The organism is Xanthomonas sp. LF02-5 (assembly GCF_034105325.1).
Classification (GTDB): Bacteria; Pseudomonadota; Gammaproteobacteria; order Xanthomonadales; family Xanthomonadaceae; genus Xanthomonas_A; species Xanthomonas_A sontii.
In genome coordinates this window covers 39,060-64,952 of sequence record NZ_JAXGGF010000004.1, presented here as the reverse complement: position 1 = coordinate 64,952, position 25,893 = coordinate 39,060, and the positions used below count along the sequence as shown (strand labels likewise).

At 67.5% G+C, this 25,893-nt stretch carries 17 protein-coding genes and 1 tRNA gene; 3 read left to right on the top strand and 15 right to left on the bottom strand.

The features are described from left to right. Positions 1-23: 23 nt before the first annotated feature. From SLW52_RS11725 to thrS, 11 genes are all read right to left on the bottom strand, one after another. Positions 24-1,460, bottom strand: a complete 1,437-nt coding sequence (locus SLW52_RS11725) for a GumC family protein (protein WP_320740502.1) — start codon at positions 1,458-1,460, stop codon at positions 24-26. After that, positions 1,457-2,149, bottom strand: coding sequence for a polysaccharide biosynthesis/export family protein (locus SLW52_RS11720; protein WP_267123798.1), 693 nt, complete (start codon positions 2,147-2,149; stop codon positions 1,457-1,459). Before SLW52_RS11720 ends, SLW52_RS11725 begins: the two co-directional genes overlap by 4 nt. A gap of 570 nt (positions 2,150-2,719) precedes the next feature. Further along, positions 2,720-2,796 (bottom strand) — tRNA-Pro (locus SLW52_RS11715). Between the two features lie 103 nt (positions 2,797-2,899). After that, positions 2,900-3,256 carry a MerR family transcriptional regulator gene (locus tag SLW52_RS11710; protein ID WP_009597860.1) on the bottom strand — a complete coding sequence of 119 codons (357 nt, stop codon included), beginning with the start codon at positions 3,254-3,256 and terminating at the stop codon, positions 2,900-2,902. Then, a complete protein-coding gene (locus SLW52_RS11705) occupies positions 3,237-3,536 on the bottom strand; it encodes an integration host factor subunit alpha (protein ID WP_003466661.1) in 300 nt (99 codons plus the stop codon). Before SLW52_RS11705 ends, SLW52_RS11710 begins: the two co-directional genes overlap by 20 nt. A gap of 23 nt (positions 3,537-3,559) precedes the next feature. Further along, positions 3,560-5,938 carry a phenylalanine--tRNA ligase subunit beta gene (gene pheT / locus SLW52_RS11700; protein ID WP_320740503.1) on the bottom strand — a complete coding sequence of 793 codons (2,379 nt, stop codon included), beginning with the start codon at positions 5,936-5,938 and terminating at the stop codon, positions 3,560-3,562. Positions 5,939-6,069: 131 nt separating this feature from the next. Continuing rightward, complete coding sequence (pheS, locus tag SLW52_RS11695) at positions 6,070-7,065, bottom strand: phenylalanine--tRNA ligase subunit alpha (protein ID WP_010342858.1); 996 nt, start codon at positions 7,063-7,065, stop codon at positions 6,070-6,072. Positions 7,066-7,268: 203 nt separating this feature from the next. After that, positions 7,269-7,628 carry a 50S ribosomal protein L20 gene (rplT, locus tag SLW52_RS11690; protein WP_010342859.1) on the bottom strand — a complete coding sequence of 120 codons (360 nt, stop codon included), beginning with the start codon at positions 7,626-7,628 and terminating at the stop codon, positions 7,269-7,271. A 10-nt stretch (positions 7,629-7,638) separates the two neighbouring features. Next, a complete protein-coding gene (gene rpmI, locus SLW52_RS11685) occupies positions 7,639-7,836 on the bottom strand; it encodes a 50S ribosomal protein L35 (RefSeq protein ID WP_010342861.1) in 198 nt (65 codons plus the stop codon). A 380-nt stretch (positions 7,837-8,216) separates the two neighbouring features. Further along, a complete protein-coding gene (infC, locus tag SLW52_RS11680; protein ID WP_304412340.1) occupies positions 8,217-8,741 on the bottom strand; it encodes a translation initiation factor IF-3 in 525 nt (174 codons plus the stop codon). Between the two features lie 63 nt (positions 8,742-8,804). Then, on the bottom strand, positions 8,805-10,709 hold the full coding sequence (gene thrS, locus SLW52_RS11675) for a threonine--tRNA ligase (protein WP_017911219.1): 1,905 nt from the start codon (positions 10,707-10,709) through the stop codon (positions 8,805-8,807). Between the two features lie 325 nt (positions 10,710-11,034). Between thrS and SLW52_RS11670 the strand changes: the two genes are divergently transcribed. Beyond that, a complete protein-coding gene (locus SLW52_RS11670; RefSeq protein ID WP_052250749.1) occupies positions 11,035-12,108 on the top strand; it encodes a LacI family DNA-binding transcriptional regulator in 1,074 nt (357 codons plus the stop codon). Positions 12,109-12,168: 60 nt separating this feature from the next. Here SLW52_RS11670 and SLW52_RS11665 read toward each other — a convergent pair whose 3' ends face one another. Genes SLW52_RS11665 through SLW52_RS11655 form a run of 3 tightly spaced genes read right to left on the bottom strand, consistent with a single transcriptional unit; the run spans position 12,169 to position 17,521 of the window. Further along, positions 12,169-13,842, bottom strand: coding sequence for an alpha-amylase family glycosyl hydrolase (locus SLW52_RS11665; protein ID WP_295972903.1), 1,674 nt, complete (start codon positions 13,840-13,842; stop codon positions 12,169-12,171). Between the two features lie 8 nt (positions 13,843-13,850). Then, positions 13,851-15,332 (bottom strand): MFS transporter, encoded by a 1,482-nt coding sequence (locus SLW52_RS11660; RefSeq protein WP_320740504.1) that lies wholly within the window; start codon positions 15,330-15,332, stop codon positions 13,851-13,853. Continuing rightward, positions 15,329-17,521, bottom strand: a complete 2,193-nt coding sequence (locus SLW52_RS11655) for a Six-hairpin glycosidase-like protein (protein WP_320740505.1) — start codon at positions 17,519-17,521, stop codon at positions 15,329-15,331. Before SLW52_RS11655 ends, SLW52_RS11660 begins: the two co-directional genes overlap by 4 nt. 249 nt (positions 17,522-17,770) lie before the next feature. Here SLW52_RS11655 and SLW52_RS11650 point away from each other — a divergent pair, with 249 nt between their 5' ends. Both SLW52_RS11650 and SLW52_RS11645 read left to right on the top strand, forming a co-directional pair. Then, a complete protein-coding gene (locus tag SLW52_RS11650) occupies positions 17,771-19,864 on the top strand; it encodes a glycoside hydrolase family 97 protein (RefSeq protein ID WP_320740506.1) in 2,094 nt (697 codons plus the stop codon). Between the two features lie 492 nt (positions 19,865-20,356). Beyond that, positions 20,357-23,107 carry a TonB-dependent receptor gene (locus tag SLW52_RS11645; RefSeq protein WP_267098373.1) on the top strand — a complete coding sequence of 917 codons (2,751 nt, stop codon included), beginning with the start codon at positions 20,357-20,359 and terminating at the stop codon, positions 23,105-23,107. A 995-nt stretch (positions 23,108-24,102) separates the two neighbouring features. On the opposite strand, the gene SLW52_RS11640 is transcribed toward SLW52_RS11645, so the two are convergent. Next, the gene (locus SLW52_RS11640; protein ID WP_320740507.1) at positions 24,103-25,713 is read right to left on the bottom strand and encodes an alpha-amylase family glycosyl hydrolase; all 1,611 of its coding nucleotides are present in this window, start codon (positions 25,711-25,713) and stop codon (positions 24,103-24,105) included. Positions 25,714-25,893: the final 180 nt, after the last annotated feature.

The window sequence follows — 25,893 nt, the reverse complement described above, 5'->3', positions numbered from 1 at the left end:
CGGCGCGCCATGACACCGCGACATCACGCCGAGGCCGCCGCCGCGGCTTCGGCCTCGCGGATGAAGTAGCGCACCAGCGCCACCGCCACCGCCAGGAACAGGCCGAACACGAAGGCCAGCGCCAGGCCGAGCAGCTTCTTCGGCGAACTCGGCTTGCCCGGCACATCGGCGCGGTCGACGATCGAAATGTTGTTGGTGCCCACGTTGCCGACCACGCCGATCTCCTTGTAGCGCTGCAGCAGCGCGTCGTAGAGCTGGCGGTTGGTGTCGGCCTCGCGGCGCAGCATGGTGTAGCGGATGCTGCGGGTCTGCAGGTCCAGTTCGTCGTTCTTCAGCGCGGCGATGCGGTCGGCCAGCAAGGTTTCCTGCTGACGCGCCGACTCGTAGTCGTTCTTCAGCGCGCTGCGGATATTGGCGACCTCGTCGGCGATCTGGCGCTTGGTCTCGGCGATCTGGTTCTGCAGGCGCTGCATCTCCGGGTAGCCGGGCTGGAACGTCGCCAGCTTCTGCTGGTAGTCGGCGGTCATCTTGGCCTGCTCGGCGCGCAGATTCTGGATCAACGGGTTGCTGACCACCTGCGGCAGGCCCATGCCGTCGCCGATGCCGGCCTGGCGCCAGGCCGCCTCGGCCTTGATCCGCGCATCCTGCGCCGCGGCCAGGCGCACATTCAGTTCGCTCATGTTCTGCGTCGGCAGCGAGGGCTTGTCCTCGCCCATCGACACGATCTGTTCCTGGCTGGAATAGTCGACCGCGTTCTTCTCCGACTCCTCGACCTTGTCGCGCAGCTGCGCCAGGCGTTCGGACAGGTAGCGCGCGGCGAACGAGGACGCCTGCAGGCGGCGTTCCTGGGTCGAGGCGATGAACATCTTGGCGTAGGTGTTGGCCACGCGCGTGGCCAGCACGCGGTCGGGCGAATCGAAGTTGATCCGCACCAGGCGCGAGTCGCGCACCGGCTCGATGGTCAAGGCGTCCAGCACCGGACCGACCAGCGCGTTCTCCGCCGCGGCGGCACGCGCCTGCGGCGTCGGCGCACGCCCGTCGCCGTTGTCCTGCAGCTTCTCCAGGGCTTCATCGACCAGCGGCTTGAACGCCGGCGCCTCGGTCAGCTTGGCCTCGCGAATCACCTGCCGCGCCAGCGACCGGCTGCCGAGCAGTTCGTACTGCGTCTGGTAGAAGTCGCGATCCTGCGGCGATTCCACCGGCATCAGGTTGGCGACATTGGCGACGTTGAGCGATTCGCGCTCGATCTGCAGCACGCTGGTGGCGCGGTACTTCGGCGTCATCAGCAGGAGGACCAGCAACGCCAGCAGGACGACTGCCCCGGTGATGCCGATGATCAGCCAACGCTGCCGGTACAGCGCATTCCAGTAATCCAGCAGGCCGATGTCGGCCGGGCTCAGCGGGGCACCCACAGGACGCGGGCGCGGCGCGGAAGCGGGAGGCAAGGTGGAGGCGCTCATCGGTAGGCCCTCCAGACCATCACGAACGGGGTCAGCTGCACCACGGTGCGCAGCAGTACCAGCGCATCGGAGCGGTACACCACCACGATGTCGCCGCCGTAGATCGCCGGATCCGGCGCGGCGCCCTTCTGGATCTCGCGCAGATCGAAACGCGCCAGCATCTTCTGTCCACCGACGGTGCGGAACACCACCACATTGCCGCGGCTGGCCACGTCGCTGACGCCCTTGCCCAGCGACAGTGCCTGCTGCAGGGTCAGCGCGGAGCCCTGGATGGGATAGATGCCCGGCTCGCTGACCGCGCCGGTGACCGTGACCCGGTTGCCGGTGAACTCGTCGACCAGCACCGACACCTGCGGGTTCTGCAGATAGCCGTTGCGGTAGCGGTCGGCGATCTCCTTCTGCAGCCCATTGACGCTGGAGCCGGCGGCCTTCACGTCGCCGATCAGCGGCAGCGAGATGCGGCCCTCGTTGTCGACCCGCACCTGCCGTTCCAGATCGTCGACCTGGAACACCTTGACCGTCAGCAGGTCGCCCGGGCCGAGCAGGTATTCCGGCTTGCCCATTGAAGCGGCAAGCGGATCGCCCGCCGGCAGGTCGGTACGCATCGCCGGCCCGCTGCTGCATGCGGACAGCAGCCCCAGGCAGAACAGGGCAAGCGCCCATTGGAAGGTCACGGAAAGTTTACCCATGCGCGATGCTGATGCCCTCTGTCGATTGGTTTTCGAAGCGCCGCACTCCCCCAGCCGGCCAGGGTTCCGTTCCCGGTCGGAGGATGATTACGGTGTCAATTCCTACCTGGGACGAACGGCCCTGGCCAACAGCGAAGCTTCGTGTTGCAACGCACTATGGCACAGGCATCTGCCGCCACCAAGGCGTTACCCGACATTTTTTTGACGCAGTAACGTGAGGGTTCAACTACATGTCCGGCTATTCAGCGTAGCAAGGACCCGTGAACGTTCCATCGACGCGATGTTAACGTGATCAATGTCAAGGCATTGACGCTGCGCAGCTCCCAGTTCCCATGGGGCTTTCCGCTCTGGTGGGGCGACGACCTCGTCGCGGGACAGCGCAATCCCGCGCATTTTGTCTACGGCGACGCGCCAGCCTCTCTGCGCCGATACAGATCGCCCTATGTCGCGATACCGACACGCGTTGCCATCCCGGCAGGCAGCCCATTGCCGACACCGGCCGCACGCGCGCCGCCGATCCGACGCGCCCAAACAAAAAGGCCCATGTCGCAGACATGGGCCTTCGAAAGATGGTCGGGGTAGCCGGATTCGAACCGACGACCACTAGTCCCCCAGACTAGTGCGCTACCAGGCTGCGCTATACCCCGGTGTGTTGCGTCTCCGCCGTCAAGGCGGACCCGCCTTGCGGCGAGCTGGCGATTATAGCGGGTTTGCCGCGGCCATTCCTAGCGGCAGCAGCGCCGCCATGGCTCACCGCCGCAGCAACTGCAGGACTTCTTCCAGCTCCTGCCGCACCTGCTTGATGATCTGGTTGCTCAGCGCCGATTCCTGGCGGGCACCCTCGCCTTCCAGGCGCAGGCGCGCGCCGCCGATGGTGTAGCCCTGTTCGTACAGCAGGCTGCGGATCTGCCGCACCATCAGCACGTCGTGGCGCTGGTAGTAGCGCCGGTTGCCGCGCCGCTTGACCGGTTCCAGGCTGGGGAATTCGGTCTCCCAATAGCGCAGCACATGCGGCTTGACGTCGCACAGCTCGCTGACCTCACCGATGGTGAAGTAGCGCTTGGCCGGAATCGGCGGAAGTTCGCGGTTACTGCCCGGGTCCAGCATAAGCCTCCACTCGCTCCTTGAGCTTCTGTCCGGGGCGGAAGGTCACCACCGTCCGCGCCGAAATCGGGATCTCTTCGCCGGTCTTGGGATTGCGGCCGGGCCGTTGGTTCTTGCGGCGCAGGTCGAAGTTGCCGAAACCGGACAGCTTCACCTGCCGCCCCTGCTCGAGCGCATCGCGCAGCACGTCGAAGAACGCATCGACGAATTCCTTGGCCTCGCGCTTGTTCAGCCCGACTTCGTCGAACAACCGCTCGGCCATTTCCGCTTTGGTCAACGCCATCGCCCTGCTATCCCCTGTCCTTCTCAACCACGCATCCGCGCGTCGTGTTCCCGCGCCAGCGCGGCCACCGCATCGGCGACCACCGCCTCCACGTCGCGGTCTGTCAGAGTGCGCGTGTTGTCCTGCAAAATCAAGCCCATAGCGAGACTCTTGCAACCAGCCTCGACCCCCGCGCCGACATAGCGGTCGAACAGCACGACCTCGCGCAGCAAGGGCCCCACCGCCGCGCGCACGCTGCGCGCCAGCGCCGCCCAACTCACCGCGTCCGGCACCACCACCGCCAGGTCGCGACGCACCGACGGGAACCGCGACAGCTCGGCGGCGCGCGGCAGGGCACGCGCGGCCAGCGGCGCCAGGTCCAGCTCGAACGCCAGCACATCGACGTCGATCTGCATCGCCTGCAGCAGCCGCGGGTGCAGTTGGCCGATCCAGCCGATCCGCACGTCGTCGCGATAGACGTCGGCCGACCGGGTCGGATGCGCGAACGGGTGCGCCGACGGCCGGTAGTCCAGGCGTGCGCCGGAGGCCGCGGCCAAGGCGTCCAGGTCGCCCTTGAGGTCGTGGAAATCGACCTTGCGCGCCGGCAGGCCCCATTGCAGGGCGTCGGCATCGCCGCACACCGCCGCCGCCACCCGCTGGGTTTCGGTCGGCGCGGCGCCGGCTTCCGCCGCCGCGGCGAACACCTTGCCCAGCTCGAACAGGCGCACGCGCACGGCCTGGCGCGCGGCGTTGCGGCCCAGCGCGGCGACCAGCCCCGGCAGCAGCGACGGACGCATCACCGCCAGTTCGGCACTGAGCGGATTGGCCAGGGCCACGCGCCCGTCGTGCAGGCCCCACTGGTCCAGCAGCGCGGCATCGACGAAGGCGTAGTTGATGGTTTCCAGCAGATCGCGCGCCAGCAACTGCCGGCGCACGCTGCGCTCGTCCAGCTGGGTCTCGCTGTCCATGGCGATGCGCGTGGCTCCGCCGGGCAAGGTGGTCGGCAGGCGGTCGTAGCCGTGGATGCGCGCCAGCTCCTCGATCAGATCCTCTTCGATGGCGACGTCGAAGCGGCGGCTCGGCGCGGTGACTTGCCAGCCGTCGGCCGAGGCGACCACGTCCATGCCCAGCGCGCGCAGGATGCGCTCCACGTCGGCGTCGGCGATCTCGATGCCGAGCACGCGCAGGATGCGCGCGCGGCGCAGCGCGATCGGTGCCGGCGCCGGCAGGAATTCGGGCAAGGCGGCCTCGACCACCGGGCCGGCGCGCCCGCCGGCCAGCTCCAGCACCAGCCGCGTGGCCAGCTCCAGCGCCTGCCGCGGCAGCGCCGGATCCACGCCGCGCTCGAAGCGGTGACCGGCATCGGTGTGCAGGCCGAGCTTGCGCCCGCGGCCCATGATCGCGGCCGGCGCGAAATGCGCGGCCTCCAGGAACACGTGGCAGGTGGTCTCGGTCACGCGGGTGGCGTGGCCGCCCATCAGGCCTGCCAGCGCCACCGGCCGATCGGCATCGGTGATCAGCAGGAACGCCGGATCCAGCACGGCCTCGCGGCCATCGAGCAGGGTCAGGGTCTCGCCGTCGCGCGCGTGGCGCACGCCGACCGGGCCCTGCAAGGTGTCCAGGTCGAAGGCATGCATCGGCTGGCCCAGTTCCAGCATCACGTACTGGGTGATGTCCACCAGCAGCGACAGCGGACGCACGCCGCTGCGGCGCAGGCGTTCGGCCATCCACAGCGGCGTCTTCGCCGCCGGATCCAGGTCCTCGACCACGCGGCCGCAATAACGCGGCGCATCGGCGCCCGCATCCAGCGTCACCGCCAGCGTGCGCTCGCTGCTCACCGCCGCCGGCGTCACCGCCAGCGGCAGCACGTCGCTGCCGCAGGCCGCGGCCACGTCGTAGGCGATGCCGCGCACGCCAAAGCAGTCGGCGCGGTTGGGCGTGAGCTTGATCTCGATGCTGGCGTCGGGCAGGCCCAGATACTCGATCAGCGCCTGGCCGATCGGCGCATCGTCGGGCAGTTCGAACAGGCCGGACGCGTCGCTGTCCAGGCCCAGCTCCTTGGCCGAGCACAGCATGCCGTTGGACGCGACGCCGCGCAGCTTGGCCGGCTTGATCGCGATGCCGCCGACCTGCGCGCCGACCAGCGCCAGCGGCGCAACCAGGCCCGCGCGCGCATTGGGCGCGCCGCAGACGATCTGCAGCAATTCGCCCTGCCCGGCATCGACCCGGCACACCTGCAGCCGGTCGGCCTCGGGATGCGGCGCAGCCTCGACGATCCGCGCCACCACCACCTGTTGCAGGCCGTCGCCGAGCGGCACGACCTCCTCGACCTCCAGGCCGATGGCGGTCAGGGTCGCCGTGAGCTGCTCACGCGTGGCCTGGGTCGGAACGTGGCTGCGCAGCCAGTTTTCGCTGAATTTCATGGAAGGGCCGGGAATCGGGAATGGAGAATGGGGAATCGAAGACGCGGTCTACTAGGAACGGAAACGGAGAGGGGAAACGAGCCTTTGCGTTGCTTTGCCCATTCCCGATTCCCGCTTCCCGACTCCCAGCCTCAAGCAAACTGCCGCAGGAACCGCACGTCGTTCTCGAAGAAGGCGCGCAGGTCGTTGACGCCGTAGCGGAGCATCGCGAAGCGCTCCACGCCCATGCCGAAGGCGAAGCCGGTGTAGCGCTCCGGGTCGATGCCGACGTTGCGCAGCACGTTCGGGTGGACCATGCCGCAGCCGAGCACTTCCAGCCAGCGGGTGCTGCCGTCGGGCTGCTGCCAGGCGATGTCGACCTCGGCGCCGGGCTCGACGAAGGGGAAGTAGCTGGGACGGAAGCGCATCTGGAAATCGCGCTCGAAGAACGCGCGCACGAACTCGGCCAGAGTGCCCTTGAGGTCGGCGAAGGTCGCGTGCTCGTCGACCAGCAGGCCTTCGACCTGGTGGAACATCGGCGAATGGGTCTGGTCGCTGTCGCTGCGGTAGACCTTGCCGGCGGCGATCATGCGCAGCGGCGGCGCATGTTCCCCCATGTAGCGCACCTGCACGCCCGAGGTGTGGGTGCGCAGCAGGCGGCCGTCGCCGAAATAGAAGGTGTCGTGCATCGCCCGCGCCGGGTGGTGCGGCGGGAAATTCAACGCCTCGAAGTTGTGCCAGTCGTCCTCGATCTCGGGGCCGTCGGACAGCTCGTAGCCCAGCCGCGCGAAGATCTCGGTGATGCGCTCCAGGGTACGGGTGACCGGATGCAGCCCGCCGCGTTCGCCGCGCCGGCCCGGCAGGGTCACGTCGATGCGCTCGGCGGCCAGGCGCGCGTCCAGCGCCGCGGTCTCCAGCAGCGTGCGGCGCTCGGCCAGCGCGGCGGACACCGTGTCGCGCGCGCGGTTGATCGCCTCGCCGGCCAGCTTGCGCTGCTCCGGCGCCAGCGCGCCGAGCTGCTTGAGCTGGGCGGTGATGCTGCCGCTCTTGCCGAGCAGCGCGACCCGCAGTTGCTCCAGCGCCTCCGGACTCTGCGCCGCGGCGATATCCGCCAGCGCCTGCCCGCTCAGGGAATCGATCTCACTCATTGCACTCGCGCCTCACTGCTCCGGCCGAACCGTGGCCACCGTGTCCCGCCGATGCGGGACCTCACCTACCCGGCAGGCGCCCCGCATCGGGACGCCCAAAAACGCAAAAGGGGAAGGACTTGCGCCCTTCCCCTGCATGCCTGCGATGGCTCCCGCCGAAACCCCGCACGTGGACGCACGGGTTTCTGCAGGGACTCGCAAACTTATGCCGCCAGCGCGCCCTTCGCCTTCTCCGCCAGGGCGGCAAAGCCCTGCGCGTCGTGCACGGCGATGTCCGCCAGCACCTTGCGGTCGAGGGTGATGCCGGCCTTGAGCAGGCCGTTCATGAAACGGCTGTAGCTCATGCCGTTGATGCGGGCCGCCGCATTGATGCGGGTGATCCACAGCGAACGGAAATTGCGCTTCTTCTGCTTGCGGCCGATGTAGGCGTACTGCTGCGCCTTGATCACCGCCTGCTTGGCGACGCGGAAGACCTTGCGACGGGCGTTGTAGTAGCCCTTGGCGAGGTTCAGAACTTTCTTGTGACGACGGCGCGCCTGGACGCCACGCTTGACTCGAGCCATGGTTCAGTCCTCAGAGGTAGGGAAGCATACGGTCCAGACGGCCTGCGTCCTCGGCACGGACGTGGTTCGTCTGCCGCAGGTTGCGCTTCCGCTTGGTCGCTTTCTTGGTGAGGATGTGGCTACGGTTGGCGTGGCCGGCCTTGTACTTGCCGGAGGCGGTCTTGCGGAAACGCTTGGCCGCCGCCCGGTTGGTCTTGATCTTGGGCATTGCAATGTCCTTGATGGTGTTTTGTCACTGGTCAGGGCGGTGGCTGCGCCACACTTTCCGTCCGTGCCCTTACCTGCTTGTAAGCCCTTGATCCACTGAGGATCCGGGCGGGTCCTATTGCCGCGCGAGCGGCAAACCCGATGAACTGGGCCGCGCATTATGCCAGGGCTTGGAATGCCTTGCAAATCATGCGGTTCGGGTGGGCGCGCACTGGCGCGCCGGGAATCGAGAATGGGGACTAGGGAATCGAAAACGGCGCGCACGGCACCACCACGCAGCCTGCGCCGGGGCAAAAAACGCGGGATGACCATGCCGGTGGGCGCCGTTGGCGCCCGTGCGGCCGCGCGCCCGCACGGGGCGGGGCGCGATCCTGGCCTGGGTCAGCGCTTCTTCGGCGCGATCATCATCACCATCTGCCGGCCTTCCAGGCGCGGACGCGATTCGATGACGATGTCTTCGCCCAGATCCGCCTCGATCCGCGCGGCCATTTCGCGACCGAGCTCCTGATGGCTCATCTCGCGGCCGCGGAAACGGATATTGACCTTGACCTTGTCGCCTTCCTCGATGAAACGGCGCATGTTGCGCAGCTTGATCTGGTAATCGCCTTCGTCGGTGACCGGACGGAACTTGATTTCCTTGATCTCGACCTGCTTGGTCTTCTTCTTGGCTTCGTTGGCCTTTTTCTGCTGCTCGAACTTGAACTTGCCGAAGTCCATGATCTTGCAGACCGGCGGATCGGCCTGCGGCTGGATCTCGACCAGATCGAGTCCATCCTCTTCGGCCAGCGCCAGCGCTTCGTCGCGGGTCAACACGCCGACCATCTCGCCGTCCGCGCCGATCACGCGCACGCGCGGCACGCGGATCTCTTGGTTCTTGCGGTTCTGTTTGTTGTCAGGGGTACTGATGTTGCAATCTCCCAGGGGAATCGGACTGGCGCGGACGGAAGCTCCGTCCGCACCAGGGTGGTGTCACGCCAACTGCTCGGCGCGCAGCCGTTCGGCGAAGGCGGCGACCGACATGGTGCCCAGATCCTCCCCCGATCGCGTACGGACCGCAATCGCGCCGTTTTCCGTCTCGCGGTCGCCCGCGACCAACAGGTACGGCACCCGCTGCAGCGTGTGTTCGCGAATCTTATAACCGATTTTTTCGTTCCGCAAATCGGCCTCGATGCGGAAGCCTTGATTTGCAAGGAGTTTCCGCACGTTGTCTACATAGTCTGCCTGTGCGTCCGTGATGTTCATGACCACGGCCTGCACCGGCGCCAGCCAGGCCGGGAACATGCCGGCGTGATGCTCGATCAGGATGCCGATGAACCGCTCCATCGACCCGACGATGGCCCGGTGCAGCATGACCGGATGCTTCTTCTGGCTGTGCTCGTCCACGTACTCGGCGCCGAGGCGGCCGGGCATCATGAAATCCACCTGCATGGTGCCGAGCTGCCAGGTGCGGCCGATCGCGTCCTTGAGGTGGTACTCGATCTTCGGGCCGTAGAAGGCGCCCTCGCCCGGCAGCTCCTGCCACTCCACGCCGCAGGCGCCGAGCGCGGCGCGCAGGGCGGCCTCGGCCTTGTCCCAGGTGGCGTCGTCGCCGAGGCGCTTTTCCGGGCGCAAGGCGATCTTGATCTGGATGTCGTCGAAACCGAAGTCGCCGTACACCTTCAGCGCCTGCTGGTGGAAGGCGGTGACCTCGGCCTCGATCTGCTGCTCGGTGCAGAAGATGTGGCCGTCGTCCTGGGTGAAACCGCGCACGCGCAGGATGCCGTGCAGCGCGCCGGACGGCTCGTTGCGATGGCAGGCGCCGAACTCGCCGTAGCGGATCGGCAGGTCGCGGTAGCTGTGCAGGCCCTGGTTGAACACCTGCACGTGGCCGGGGCAGTTCATCGGCTTCACCGCGTAGGTGCGCTTCTCCGACTCGGTGAAGAACATGTTGTCCTGGTAGTTGTCCCAGTGGCCGGACTTCTGCCACAGCGACACGTCCAGGATCTGCGGGCAGCGCACCTCGCCGTAGCCGCTGTCGCGGTAGACCTTGCGCATGTACTGCTCGACCACCTGCCAGATCGACCAGCCCTTGGGGTGCCAGAACACCAGGCCCGGGCCCTCTTCCTGCAGGTGGAACAGGTCCTGCTGCTTGCCGATCTTGCGGTGGTCGCGCTTGTCGGCCTCCTCCATGCGCAGGATGTAGGCCTCGAGCTGCTTCTTGTCAGCCCAGGCGGTGCCGTAGATGCGCTGCAGCTGCTCGTTCTTGGCGTCGCCGCGCCAGTAGGCGCCGGAGATGCGGGTCAGCTTGAAGGCCTTGAGAAAACGCGTGTTCGGCACGTGCGGGCCGCGGCACATGTCCACGTATTCCTGATGGTAGTACAGGCCCATCGCGGTGACGTCGTCGGGCATGTCCTCGATCAGGCGCAGCTTGTAGTCCTCGCCGCGCTGCTTGAACAGCTCGATGACCTCGGCGCGCGGGGTGACCTTCTTGATCACGTCGTAGTCCTGCGCGATCAGCTCCTGCATGCGCTTCTCGATCGCCGCCATGTCCTCGGGGGTGAACGGGCGCTCGCTGTAGATGTCGTAGTAGAAGCCCTCGGCGATGACCGGGCCGATCACCATCTTGACCTCGGGATACAGCTGCTTGACCGCGTGGCCGACCAGGTGCGCGCAGGAGTGGCGGATGATCTCCACGCCCTCGGCGTCCTTGGCGGTGATCAAGCGCAGACTGGCGTCGTGGTCGATGAGGTCGCAGGCATCGACCAGGCGGCCGTCGACCTGGCCGGCGATGGTCGCCTTGGCCAGGCCGGGGCCGATGGACTGGGCCACGTCCATGGGGCTGACGGGGTGTTCGAATTCGCGGCGGCTGCCGTCGGGGAGCGTGATCGTGATCATGGGAGTCGGCGGAAAGGGAAACTGGGGGGATGGCGTCCGCGTCACCTCGGCGGCAGGCCAGTCTGGGCGCGGGACAGAAAGAAGGCGCCACAAGGGCGCCTGCTCGGACAGCCTTGGGCGGGAACTCAAGCGAGGGCGGTGGTAGTGCTCATGTCGCACGCTCGGCCGGCGTTGCCGCGGGCCACCCATGTCCGGATCAGGTTATTGGGAAAATGGTAAACCACTCTTTCTCAAAACGATACCTTTTGGTAACCACGTAAGGCCCTCGAAGACGAGGCGCTGCCGCCATCCTCGCTGCAGCGCAGCAAGAGCTACGACAGCCGCCATGGCATGCTTCGCCGACGTTTTCCCCGCACCCGGACGCGCCGTCATCAAAGGCAAGGCCACATCGCTGGACATCGCCTATCTGGCAGGCGTGTCGCAACCCACGGTCTCGCGCGCGCTGCGCGGCAGTCCGGCGGTCAACGAGCAGACCCGGCGCAAGATCCTGGCGATCGCGCGCGAGCTGAACTACAAGGTCGACAAGCACGCCTCCAGCCTGCGCCTGCGCAATGCCGGCACCCTGGCGCTGCTGTTCTTCGAAGACCCGACCACCGACGACTCGCTGATCAACCCGTTCTTCCACTCGATGCTGGGCTCGATCACCCGCGCCTGCGCCCGCCATGGTTACGACCTGCTGGTGTCGTTCCAGCAGTTGTCGGACAACTGGCGTGCCGACTATGGCGACAGCCAGAAGGCCGACGGGCTGATCCTGCTCGGCTATGGCGACTACCTGCAGGCGCAGCAACGGCTGCAGCACCTGGTCGACCAGGGCACGCACTTCGTGCGCTGGGGTGCGGTGCTGCCCGGGCAGCCGGGGGTGTCGATCGGCAGCGACAACTTCCAGGGCGGCCACGACATCACCGCGCACCTGCTGGCGCAGGGCCGCCGCCGCATCGCCTTCCTCGGCGACGCCTCCAACCATTACCCCGAATTCCTGGAACGCTACCGCGGCCACCTGCAGGCGCTGCGCGCGGCCGGCGCCGAGGCCACGCCGGCGCTACAGGTCGATGCGATCACCACCGAGCAGTCCGGCTACGAGGCGGCGCTGGCCCTGCTCGGCCGAGGCGAGCGCTTCGATGCGCTCTTTGCCGCCAGCGACCTGATCGCCATCGGCGCGCTGAAGGCCTTGCGCGAGCACGGCCTGCGCGTGCCCGAGGACGTGGCCCTGGCCGGCTTCGACGATATCCCGGTGGCGGCCAGCGTCGATCCGGCGCTGTCGACGGTGCAGCAAGACACCAAGCTGGCCGGCGCGGTGCTGGTGGACACCCTGCTGGCGCAGATCGCCGGGCAGCCGGTGAGCAGCCGCACCCTGCCGGTGACGCTGGCGCTGCGCGGCTCGTCGCTGCTGCGCAACTGAGCCCTGCTCGGGCGCCGACGCGCCGACGGCCGGCGCTGACGCCGACCGGCAGCACCGCGTTTACGGCGTCGGCGCGACGCCGTCCTTGGCCGCCATCAGCCAGCGCAGCCGCGCGCGCAGGTCCGGGCGCACGATCGGCGCATCGGACAGGAACACGCGCACGCCATGTGCCGGCACCTCGGCGCGCAGCGCATCGGTCACCTCGGTGGCGCTGCCGTCGAAGCCGTCGTGCCAGGTGCCGGGCTGCAGATAGCGGCGCACTTCCAGCGTGCGCGGCGCGTCGCTCTTGTTCAGCAGCACCAGCGCGGTCTGAGTGCTGCCCGCATGCTGGAACACCCGGTAGAACACCGCCTCGTCGCCGGACAGCTGCAGATTGAGCTGCAGGCCGCGCTGCAGCGCCGGGCTGCGCTGGCGCAGCGTGGCGATGCGTCGCAGCGGCGTGAAGATCGGACTGCTCGGCGCCGCGTTCACCCGCGCCTGGCCGAAGTAGTTGCGGTTGCCGGCATGCTCGGCGCGCCCGCGCATGAAGCCGGTCTCCGAGCCGTAGTAGATCACCGGGATGCCGCGCGCGGTGAACAGCCAGTTGTGCGCGTCGATGAAGCCGGCGTCGCTGGCGTCCAGCCGCGCCATGTCGTGGTTGTCGTAGAAGGTCATCAGCTCGTACGGATTGGCGTACGGGCCGCGTTCCAGATACAGCGCCGGCTGCAGCGTCTCGTAGCCGCGCTGGGCATGGCCGAACGTCGCCGCCAGTGCCTGCTTGAGCGGGAAATCCAGCACGCTGACGCCCGCGTTGCTGGCCCAGGTGTGGCTGGCGATCTTGTGCGCGTTGTAGTCGAAGTCCTCGCCGAACATGAACATGCCGGGGCGCTGCGCGCGGATGCGGCGCACGAACTCGTGCCAGAAGCTGTCGGGCATCCAGCCGATGGTGTCGATGCGGAACGCATCGGCGCCCTGCCCCAGCCACTGCGAATAGGCGCCGACCAGATACTCCATCACCGCCGGGTTGCGCTCGTTGAAATCGGACAACTGCGCCAGGTTGCCGCCGGTGTTGTAGAACGCGTGCAGCGGATTGTGCGCCGGGTCCAGCTTGGACGGCGGCAGGTTCTGGTGATCGGCGATCAGTTTGCCGTCGCGGTCGAAGACCTGGCCGAACATCGGCTGCCGCTTGGGCATGGTCCAGGCCGGCGAGCCGTGATTGCCGACAATGTCCAGCACCACCTTCAGCTGCTGCGCGTGCATGGCCTGGGTGAAGCCGGCGAAATCCAGGCCCGGGCTCGGCAGATGCTCGTCGAGCTTGTAGAAATTGACGCCCCAGTAGCCGTGGTAACCGGTCTTGCCACGGTCGCTCAGCGAGCTGCCCCAGGTGATCGGCTTGCCGCCGGTGAAGGCCTCGTCCGGGTTGTCGACGATCGGCGTGATCCACACCGCGCCGAAGCCCAGGTCGCGGATGTAGCCGGCGTTGTCGACCACGCCCTTGAAGTCGCCGCCGAGGTAGCCGATGTTGTCGCTCTCGCCCGGCGGCGCCGGGATCGGGATGTCGAAGGTGCGATGCGCGCCGCCCTGGTCGCGGTGATCGTTGCCGGGATCGCCGTTGACGAAGCGATCGGTGACCACGAAGTACACCGCCTCGCTGGCGAACGGCTCCAGCGTGCCGTAGTACTCTTCCTGCGCCGGCGCCTGGGCCTGCGCCGACCCAGCGCAGGCGCCCAGCAGGGCCAGCGCCAACAGCGACATCCGATCGATCATGCGTTCGCTCCCGAATCCGACGGCACCCACAGCACGCACAGCGCCGCCACCAGCAGGCTGCCGCCGCCGATCGCCAGCGCGTACAGCGGCCGGCCGCCGAGCCAGTGCGTGAGCACGAAGCCCAGCACGCTGACCGCGACCAACTGCGGGATCACGATGAAAAAATTGAAGATGCCCATGTACACGCCCATCTTCGCCGCCGGCACGCTGTCCGACAGCAGCGCATACGGCAACGACAGGATCGACGCCCAGGCGAAGCCCACCCCGACCATCGACAGCAGCAGCCACTGCGGATCCCGGATCCACAGAAACGACAGCAGGCCGACCGCGCCCAGGCACAGGTTGAGCAGATGGCTCATGCGCAGCCCGCAGGCGCGCACCAGCAGCGGAATGGCGATCGCGGCCAGTGCGGCGAAGCCGTTGTAGGCGGCGAACAGCACACCGACCCAGTTGGCGCCCTCGTTGTAGGCGGCCGAGGTGACGTCCTGGGTACCGTAGTGGGTCTGGGTGACCGCAGCGGTGGTGTTGATCCACATCGCGAACAACGCGAACCAGGAGAAGAACTGCACCCCGGCCAGGCGCCGCATCGCCCGCGGCATGGTCTGCAGATCGCAGACGATCGCCGCCAGCATGTGTCCGCGACGCAGGCGCGGCGCGACGCCCTGCAGCACGCCGTAAGCGATGCACAGGCCGGCCAGCACGTACAGCATGCGGTCGCCGCGGCACCAGGCGATGGCCGCCGCGCCGGCGATGCCCACCGCGCACCACAGCGCAGCGGCGCCATCGACACGGCGCGGTTGCACCGCTGCATCTGCGGTGACGACGGCGCTGCCATGCAGATCTTCGGGCGGATACTCGCGGGTGCGCAGCACGGTCCAGCCGATGGACAGGAACAGCACCGCGCCGCCGACATAGAACGCGTAGCGCACCGTCGCCGGCACCTCTCCGGGCCCCGCGGTATTGCTGACGCCCCAGTGCGCCAGCAGCCACGGCAGCATGCTCGCCACCACTGCGCCGACGCCGATGAAGAAGCTCTGCATGGCGTAGCCGGCGGCGCGCTGGCGCGTCGGCAACTGGTCGCCGACGAAGGCGCGGAACGGCTCCATCGAGATGTTGATCGAGGCGTCCAGCACCCACAGCGTGCCGGCCGCCACCCAGAGCGCCGGCGAGTTCGGCATCACCAGCAGGGCCAACGTGGTGAACAGCGCGCCGACCATGAAGTACGGCCGACGCCGGCCGAAGCGGTTCCAGGTGCGGTCGGACAGGTAGCCGACGATCGGCTGCACGATCAGGCCGGTCAACGGTGCGGCGATCCACAATCCCGGCACCTGCTCCATGTCCGCGCCCAGGGTCTGGAAGATGCGGCTGGCATTGGCGTTCTGCAGCGCGAAGCCGAACTGGATGCCGAGGAAGCCAAAGCACATGTTCCAGATCTGCCAGAACGACAGCGCCGGCTTGGCGCGTGGCACGGTGCTCATGGGCGCTCCTCGATCGGGCCGGCCGGCGCGATCAGCAGCGCGGCGACATCGGCGGCATTGACCACGCCATCGGCGCCGCCCTGGCCACCGGTGTAGCGCGCGAAGTGCTGCAGTGCGCTCATGTTTGCCGCCGGCAGCAGCCGCGCGACGCAAGGTTGCCCGGCCTGCAGCACGAACAGCGCCGCCGTGGAGGTCTGCTCGCCGACGCTGTGCGGCATCACCAGCGGTTGCGATTGCGCTGGCGCGTCGCCGCATTGCACCTGCAGGCGTTTGACCGCGGCGGTGACACCTGTGTTGATCGGCCCATGCGCATTGACGTAGCGCACGCTCAGCCGATACACGCCATCGTGCGGCGCGGTCCAGCTCCAATCGTCGGCGCCCTCCACGCGGGCGACGTTGCCGACGCAGACAGTGGGGCTGTGCAACGACTCCCAACGCGAACCCTTCCGGGTGAGACTCAGGCATTGCACGCGCTCGGCCAGCGGCAGCAGCGCGCCGTCGGCGCTGCCCTCGCGTGCCTGCCCATCGACGTACAACACCGAGTCCGCAGCCGCCTGCACCCACCAGCCCCCGGTCTCGCGTCGCACCTGCGGTGCCGGCGGTGCCAGCGGTGCGAAGGCGTCTTCTGCCGTCAGCATCTGCAAGGGCGCACTTCCGCTGTGGCGTGCCACCAAGTCGATGGTGATGACGCCGTTCTGGCTATGGGTCTTGCCGGCGACCAGCAGGTCGCCCTGCAGCTGCATCGGCCGGCGCAGCACGATCCGGCGGTCCTTCAGCTGCAACGCGATCTCCTGGCGCTCGCCGAACAGCATGGGCACCAGGCTGGTCGGCAACTTGGGCAGCACGCGGCCATCGTCCTCCACGCCGAACACGCCCTCGACCACCATCGCCAGGTAGCCGGCCACCGACCACAGCTGCCGCGGCGAATTGACCACCGGGCCGCTGAGCGGACCGTCGTCAACATGCACGGCCTGGCTCAGAAACTCGTAGTTCTCCATGTTCGAGCCGGCCAACGCGGCGCCGCGCAGCAGCGAGCGCACTTCCAGGTCGATGCGCGCGCTGTCGTCGGTGTGCCGCGCCGCACGCAACGCGTAGGCGCTGACGAACGGCCAGATCGCCCGGTTGTGGTAGATCGGCACCTCGCGCTGCTGCGGCCACACCACCGGGCTGCCCGCCTCCACCGCCGGATAGCGGGCCAGCGCCTGGCGCGCGCGCGCGGCCGGCAGTACGTCGGCTAGCACTGCCAGCGACAGGCCCAGCAGATCGTAGCGTTCGTAGCGCACCGGATGCTCGGCGGTGCCGATGTAGCCGACGTAGGTACTGCGGTCCTCGCGCCAGAAACGCTGCGCGATCGCCTGGCGCAGCGCATCGGCCCAGTCGGCATAGTGCGCGGCCGCCTGCGTGTCGCCCTGCTCCCGGGCCAGGCGCTCGCCCAGGCGCAGCGCCTGGTAATGCAGCACGTTGGTGGACAGCGCGAAGGAACTGGCGATGAAGCCGACATCCTCGCGGGTCCAGGCCGGATAGGTCTGCTCGCGCCAGTCCAGGAACGAGGTCTCGCCGCGGTACAGGCCGATGCGCGGGTCGAACGCGAACGCGCGATCTTGGGCCAGCGTGGCAGTGAGTGCGGCGCGGGTGTCGGCGGCGAAGGCCGGATCGTCCAGCAGGTGGCGCGCGGCCAGGAACCACACCACCCGGTCGCTGCTCACCGGCCAACTGCCGCCGGAGCCGGTGTCCTGCGCCACGAACAGCCCCGGCAGCGCGTCGGTGCCGCGCATCGGCGATAGCTTGAAGCGCAGCGAGCGGCGCGTGCGCTCGGGATCCAGCCGCGCCAGGGCCAGGTCGGCGGCATAGCTGACATCGCGAGTCCACACGTAGGGCCAGCGCTCGCCGGTCTGGTAGCAATCGCACGGCAACGGCTTGCCGTGATCGAACGCCGGGTCGCGGATCGCCTGCACCTGATCGTCGTGCAGTTCCTGTTGCGCCAGCGCGAACAGCGCGTCGAACAACGGACTGTCGGTCTCGCTGCGCAACGGCTGCGCCGGCACCGTGCGTGTGCCTCGGGCCGCATGCAGCACGAAACCACCGTCGGCGGTGGCCTCGGCCTGCGCGGTCTGGCCACGCCACTGCAATGACGTCTGTCCAGCAGACGCCGACGCCGCAGCACCCAAGGTGGCGGCCAAGCAAATCATCTTCAGCATCGAAGCGGCAGACCGGCTCGCACCGATCGACCTCCCTCCCTCTTTGCCTGCATGGTGGTAGCGCAGGCCGGCACGCCGGCGCTGCGGTCGCCGCCTCCGCATCGCGGGGCGCTGCGGACATGGTAGACGGGCGGCACCGCGGCGCGTGCAGTTGCATACGTATTCATCGTACGGGCCTCCGGCGGCCAGGAACCGCCTCGCTATAGTCGTTGCGCTGCCACGGTCGCCCTGGGAGGGGAGATGCCGCTGTTTGAGGTCCTGTCGCGCCTGCGTCTGCCGTCGTTGCTGGCGAGCGTGTTGTGGTGCGTTGCGCCATGCCTGCACGCCGCGCCGCAGACGGTGGCCAGCGTGGACTCGCCGGGCAAGATCCTGCGCGTCTCCCTGCAGTTGGACGACGGCCGTCCCAGCTATCGCGTGCAGCGCCTGGGCGAGCCGGTGATCGGCGAATCGCGGCTGGGCTTTCAGTTGCGCGACGGCGCGCTGGATCGCGACCTGGCTGTGCTGGACCAGCACAGCCGCAGCGTCGACGAGACCTGGGAACAGCCGTGGGGCGAGCGCCGCTACGTGCGCAACCACTACAACGAACTGCGCGTGGAGCTGGGCGAGCGCGGTGGCCGCCAGCGCCGTTTCGCAGTGGTGTTCCGCGTCTACGACGACGGGCTCGGCTTCCGCTACCGCTTTCCGCAGCAGCCTGGCATGCAGGAGGCCGTCATCGACGAAGAGCTCACCGAGTTCGATATCGTCCCCGATGCGACCGCCTGGTGGATTCCCGCCGGCGCGCCCATCCACTACGAATACCTGTACCGGCGCACCCCGCTGCGCGAAGTGCCGCTGGCGCACACGCCGTTCACCCTGCGCAGCCAGGACGGCCTGCACCTGGCGATTCACGAGGCCGCCCTGGTCGACTACGCCGGCATGTGGCTGCGCCGCGGCGAAGGCCAGCGCCTGCATGCGCAACTGTCGCCGTCGGCGGAAGGCTGGAAGGTGCGCCGCGCCCTGCCCTTCGACACGCCGTGGCGCACGCTGCAGATCAGCGACACCGCCGGCGGCCTGGTCGATTCCAATCTGATCCTCAACCTCAACGAACCCAACGCGCTGGGCGACGTGAGCTGGGTGCACCCGGCCAAGTACATCGGCGTGTGGTGGTCGATGCACCTGAACCAGGACACCTGGGCGCGCGGCCCCAGGCATGCCGCCACCACCGCCAACACCCGCCGCTACATCGACTTCGCCGCGGCGCACGGCTTCCGCGGCGTGCTGGTCGAAGGTTGGAACCCCGGCTGGAACGGTAACTGGGTCGGCCACGGCGACGACTTCGACTTCACCCGTGCCACCGCGGACTTCGACATCGATGCGCTCAGCGCCTACGCGGCGAAGAAGGGCGTGCACCTGATCGGTCACCACGAGACCGGCTGCGCGGTGGAGCACTACGAAGACCAGCTCGATGCGGCGCTGGATCTATATGCACGACTGGGCGTGGACACCTTCAAGACCGGCTACGTCTGCGACGACGGACAGGTAGACCGGCGCAATCCCGCCGGCGGCCCCCTGTTGCGCGAATGGCACGACGGCCAGTTCATGGCCCGCCACCATCTCAAGGTGGTGGAGGAAGCCGCCAGGCGCCACCTGTCGGTCAACGCCCATGAGCCGATCAAGGACACCGGCCTGCGTCGCACCTACCCGAACTGGCTCTCGCGCGAAGGCGCGCGCGGCATGGAGTACAACGCCTGGGGCGAGCCGCCGAACCCGCCGGAGCACGAAGTGAACCTGGTGTTCACGCGGATGCTGGCCGGGCCGATGGACTACACCCCCGGCATCCTCAGCCTGACGGGCCGCGGCGGACGCGCGATTCCGAGTACGCTGGCGCGGCAACTCGCGCTGTACGTGACCCTGTACAGCCCGATCCAGATGGCGGCCGACCTGCCCGAGCACTACCTGCAGCACCGCGACGCCTTCCGCTTCATCGAGGACGTGGCGGTGGACTGGGACGACAGCCACGTGCTCGACGGCGAGATCGGCGATTACGTGACCATCGTGCGCAAGGACCGCCACAGCCGCGACTGGTTCCTCGGCAGCATCACCGACGAGCACGGCCGTGTGCTGCCGATCGCGCTGAGCTTCCTCGAACCGGGCGTGCGCTATCGCGCCGAGATCTACCGCGACGGCGACGCCGCCGATTACCAGCACAATCCGTTCGACTTCGTGCGCGAGCAGCGCATGGTCACCAGCCGCGATCAGTTGCAGGTGAAGCTGGCGCCCGGCGGCGGCCAGGCGATCCGTTTCGTCCCGCTGGACCCGGCGCCGGCCTCCGCTGGCACGGCGGCATCGCACTGACGCACCACCATGCGGCACGCGGCACCGCCGGCAGCACAGCGGCGGAGGCATGCACTCGCCATGCCGGATCACGGCGCTCGCCTCTGCGGCGCCGCGCCATCGTGCGCGGCAGGTCAGCGGCGCGCGGCGCGCCGCTTCCGCCAAACCATGTCGCGCCATCTGCCAGCTCGCCCGTAGTCCGCATGCCGGCGGACTCCCTGGCATCACTCTCAGTGCAGCACCCGAATGTTCATGCCAGGCGACGTCAGTTGCATGAAGCACGCACATCCTCGCCGCGGCACCGGCGTAGCGGCGCGCGCACGACATTGCGATCCTGAAAGCGCTTCCAATGCGATGCAGGCCAGTGAATACGTATGCAGCGGACGTTCGCGACGAAGCCGCGTGTCTACCATACAGCGCAATCGCGACACCGCCCTGCGGCTGCGCGACACGCACATCCGGCCGCCTCGCCGGTTCAGACATTCGCAAGACAACATTGCCTGGGAGGGGAAAATGTTGAACCACAAGCGCAACGCGCTGACGCTGGCGCTGGCCGTCGCGATGACGCCGATGCTGGCTGCGGCACAGTCCGATACCACCGCCACCACGTCCAAGGATCCGGTCACCGAACTGGACAAGGTCCAGGTGACCGGCATCCGCCGCGGCATCGAGAACGCCATCGCGATCAAACAGGACTCGACGTCCATCGTCGAAGCGATCTCGGCCGAGGACATCGGCAAGCTACCGGACGTGAGCATCGCCGAATCGCTCGGGCGCCTGCCCGGCCTGGCCGCGCAGCGCGTCGCCGGCCGCGCCCAGGTGATCAGCGTGCGCGGCCTGTCGCCCGACTTCGCCACTACCCTGCTCAACGGCCGCGAAGTGGTCAGCACCGGCGACAACCGCAGCGTCGAGTTCGACCAGTATCCCTCGGAACTGGTCAACGGCGTGACCGTGTACAAGACGCCCGACGCCGGCCTGGTCGGCCAGGGCCTGTCCGGCACCATCGACATGCAGACCGTGCGTCCGCTGAGCTTTCCGGACCGGGTGATCGCCGTCAGCGGCCGCCTGCAGAAGAGCTCGCTCGGCAAGGCAGCCAACGTCGACGCCTTCGGCAACCGCTTCAGCGCCAGCTACATCGACCAGTTCCTGGACAACACCCTGGGCTTCTCGATCGGCTATGCCCACAGCGACATGCCCATCCAGGAAAACCAGGTCGGCCTGTACGAGCCGTGGACCACGCAGAACACCGACAGCGGCAGCCGTCCCGGCGTGGCGCCTGGCACCTACTTCTCCGACGGCATCAAGGCGCTGCGCCGCACCGGCAACAACAAGCGCGACGGCGTGATGGCGACCGTGCAGTTCCGTCCGTCCAGCAGTTGGACCAGCACCTTCGACGCATTCCATACCGAAGCCGAGCAGATCGACACCGCCAATCAGTTCGAGGTCAATCTCAGCAACTACAACGGCGGCTACACGCCTGGCCTGCTGATCACCAATCCGCAGGTCGACGCCAGCGGCAGCTTCACCGGCGGCACCGCCAGCGGCGTGTACCCGCTGGTGCGCGGCATGTACAACAAGCGCAAGGACAAGATCGACGCATTCGGCTGGAACAACGAGTTCAACCTCGGCAGCGTGCGCCTGATGGCCGATCTGAACTACTCCAAGGCCACCCGCAAGGAGCTGAACCTGGAGAACAACCTGCAGCTGGTGCCGATGCCGCAGCTGGACACGGTCGGTCTCGTGGTCAAGCCGAATGGCTTCTCGCAGATCACCCCCGGCCGCGACTACTCCGACCCGAACAACCTGTTCCTGACCAACACCATCTACGGCTCCGGCTACGGCAAGGTGCCGGAGGTCGAGGACCGGCTGAAGGGCGGCCGCCTGGCGGCGACCCTGCCGGCGCCGCAGGCGCTGACCTGGTTCTCGGACATCGACGTGGGCGTGAACTACGCCGACCGCCGCAAGCAGAAGACCCAGGCCGAAGGCAACATCCTGCTCGGCGCGCAAGGCGACACCAGCATCGCCAGCGATCTGCAGTACGACCCGGTCAACCTCGGCTTCGCCGGCATCGGCACCATCCCGGCCTGGAACGTGCCGGCGGCGGTCTCGCGCTACATGACCTTCAATCCGGTCACCAACCTGGACTACCTGATTCCGAAGTCGTGGACCGTGCAGGAGAAGATCACCACGGCCTGGCTCCGCGCCAACATCAACACCGACATCGGCGAGGTCGGCGTGCGCGGCAACATCGGCGTGCAATTGCAGCACGCCGACCAGAGCTCGCAGTCCAGCTACTTCGACCAGTCCCGTCCGGCCGGCCAGAACGTGCTGCCGATCGACGCCGGCAAGACCTACAACGACTGGCTGCCGAGCCTCAACCTGGCCTTCCTGTTCCCGCACCAGCAGACCCTGCGCTTCGCCGCGGCCAAGCAGGTGGCGCGGCCGCGCGTGGACCAGATGCGCGCCGGCCTGGACTTCGGCGTGGACACCTCCACCGGCAAGCCCGGCGGCAGCGGCGGCAATCCCCTGCTCGACCCGTGGCGCGCCAACGCGCTGGACCTGTCGTACGAGAAGTACTTCGGCGAGAAGGCCTACGTGGCCGCCGCGGTGTTCTACAAGGACCTGAAGAGCTACATCTACACGCAATCGCGCGACGATTACGACTTCTCCGCCCTGCTCGCCAGCTACGTGCGCCCGCCCAACATGACCGTGCCGGTACAGACCACCGGTACCTTCTCCTCGCCGCAGAACGGCAAGGGCGGCACTCTGCGCGGGCTCGAGCTGACCGCCTCGCTGCCGTTGGACATGTTCACCGACAGCCTGCGCGGCTTCGGCATCCAGGCCAGTGCCACGTTCAACGACAGCGACATCAAGATCGTCGATCCCGAAAGCGCCTCCAGCGTGGGCTCGGCGCCGATCGACCTGCCCGGCCTGTCCAAGCGCGTGTACAACTTCACCGCCTACTACGAGCGCAACGGCTTCGAGGCCCGCGTCAGCCAGCGGCGGCGGTCGGACTTCATCGGCGAGATCGGCAACTTCAACGGCAACCGCACGCTGCGCTACGTGGTCGGCGAGAACGTCACCGACGCGCAGGTCAGCTACACCTTCGCCGATGGCAGCACCCTGGCCGGGCTGAGCCTGCTGCTGCAGGCGAGCAACCTGACCAACTCGCCCTACCGCACCTACGCCGGCACCAAGGATCGCCCGCTGGAGTACGTCGAATGGGGACGCACCTACATGCTGGGCGTGAACTACAAGTTCTGAGTCCCGCGTAGAGGCTGCAGACGACGCCCGCCGGCGCACCCGGCGGGCGTTTTCGTTGGGGCGGTTGCCGCGGACGGTTGCGTCAAATGCCGCGGTGGCCGACGAGAAAACGATGAGATCAGGATCGAGCAGCGGTGGCGATCTGGTTTGCCGATCGGGATCAAGACGAGCGGCCTGGAGGGCGCACACCAGCCCCTTCGCCTGCAAGAAGATCTACAGAAAGCGATCGCGCGTGAACTGATGGAGATCTCGCCGCGTCCGCGAAGATCCCGACAAAAAAGCCGCAAGCGCGCGGAATGGCCGCGTCGCCGAAAAAAATCTGCACTTCAGGAGTGCATGGCCCAAGCCCTTTGCGTGCCAGAAAGCGCCATGCCCGGACATTCAACGCTGAACTGCGAACTGGCCGGCCTGACCGCACAACGGAGGATGCATCCGCACCGACGCGATGCTGCGGCAGCTGATCGACGCCAGCACCGCCATCGCCAACGACGGGTCTCAGCCAGGAGGCCGCGAGATCGAGACCAGGTGGCGTCGCTGGAAACGCGGGGTTTCAGATCACAAAGGCTGGCGTGCAGACAAGGTGACATTGCCGCGATGGACACCAGCGCAGCGATGACGGCGGATTCGTGGCCGCGTCGCCTAGCCGGCAGCAAGAGCGACAGCGACGCAGCAGTCTGTTGTGTGGGCCAGCAAGGCAAGTCTCCGAGCTGTCCTTGGTTCCAGGACGGCGTGATTGTCGGCGACGACGCGTGCCCTGATTACCGGGCACGCCAAACCGCGAAGACGGCGTGGCGTGGTCACCGCAACATGCTTACTACGGACACTGAACTTCCAGAGCGATCCTTGTCGTCCAACAAGCGCCCACGTCCGTGGTACGCATGAGGCCTTATCCGACGCGATGCACGCCGGACTGTCTTTCCAAAACAACAGCTCGGCAGTGCCGTAGCCACACAGCAGGATGCGACGCTGCCGTCGCAGGAATCATTTGGTCCCGCTCATGCGCCCTGCAGGCACACCATCGCATAGCCGGGCAAACGCAAGCGCTCTCCGGCCGCGCCCGCGACCACGCCCGGCACCTGCAGCGCCTGCCAACCGCCCTCAGGCAGCGCCACGTCGGCGGCCTCGGCGGACAGATTGAACGCCAGCAGCAAGCGCTGCGTGGTGTGGCGACGCTCGAACATCAGCACGGGCTCAGCCGTCTCGTGGAAGACAATGTCGCCCTCACGCAGGGCCGGATGGCGCTTGCGCCAGGCCAGGAACTGGCGAATCGCATGCAGGACCGACTGCGGGTCGGCCTCCTGCGCCGCCACCGATTGTGCGCGATGCGCTGCCGCGATCGGCAGCCAAGGCGTCCCGGTGCTGAAACCGGCTTGCTCGCTGGCATCCCATGGCAGCGGCGTCCGGCATCCATCGCGGCCCTTGAAGTTCGGCCAGAACGCGATGCCATAGGGATCCTGCAGCGCCTCGAACGGCACCTCTGCCTCGCCCAGGCCCAGCTCTTCGCCTTGGTAGACGCAGACCGAGCCGCGCAGCGAACACAGCATCGCGATCAGCAGCCGCGCGAAGGCCGGCGTCTCGGCACCCCGCCCCCAACGCGTCACCGCGCGTTGCACGTCATGATTGGAAATCGCCCAGCACGGCCAGCCTTCGGTCATCGCCGCTTCCAGACGCGAGACCGTCTCGCGGATGTAGGCCGCGCTGAAATCGTCGGTCAGCAATTCGAAGCTGTAGCCCATGTGCAGGTGCCCGGCGCGGGTGTATTCGGCCGTGGTCGCCAGCGAATCCTCCGACGAGATCTCGCCCAGGCTCACCGTCCCCGGATAGCGGTCGAGCAGGCTGCGCAGCTTCTGCAGGAACGGCAGGTTCTCCGCCTGCGTGTTGTTGTAGTAGTGGTACTGGAAGGCGTACGGATTGTCCGGACTGAAGCCGCGGCCGACGCGCTTTTCCGGCGGTTTGGGCGGGTTGTCGCGCAGTTGCGGATCGTGGAAGCAGAAATTGATCGCGTCCAGGCGAAAGCCGTCGACACCGCGCGCCAGCCAGAACTCCACGTTGTCCAAGGTCGCCTGCTGCACCTGCGGATTGTGGAAGTTCAGATCCGGCTGCGAGGCAAGGAAATTGTGCAGATAGTACTGCCCGCGGCGCGGCTCCCACTGCCACGCCACGCCACCGAAGATCGACAGCCAGTTGTTGGGTGGCGCCCCGTCTTCGCGCGCATCGGCCCACACGTACCAATCCGCCTTCGGATTGTCGCGGCTCTGACGGCTTTCCTTGAACCAGTCGTGCTCCACCGAGGTGTGACTGAGCACCTGGTCGATCATCACCTTCAGGCCCAGCGCATGCGCCTTGGCCAGCAGGGCATCGAAGTCGGCCATGGTACCGAACAGCGGATCGACCTCACGATAGTCGGCGATGTCGTAGCCGAAATCGGCCATCGGCGACTTGAAGAACGGCGAGATCCAGATCGCATCCACGCCCAACGCCGCGATGTAGTCCAGCTTGCGCACGATGCCCGGCAAATCACCGATACCGTCGCCATTGGCGTCGAGGAAGCTACGCGGATAGATCTGATAGATGACGGCACCGCGCCACCATGGAGCCTGAGACATGCAACGCCCCCCTTCGGGCAGAAATCGCGCGTGCGACGGGCACGCGAAACGCTGCGCTAGAGTAGCGTTGATGCAGGAATCTCAGCGGTGCTTGCATACGTATTCAGCACTGCGCCGCCATCGGCCTCAATCGCCAGTTTTGGCACCCGGACCGTTTCGACATCCCTGATCGCCGACGGC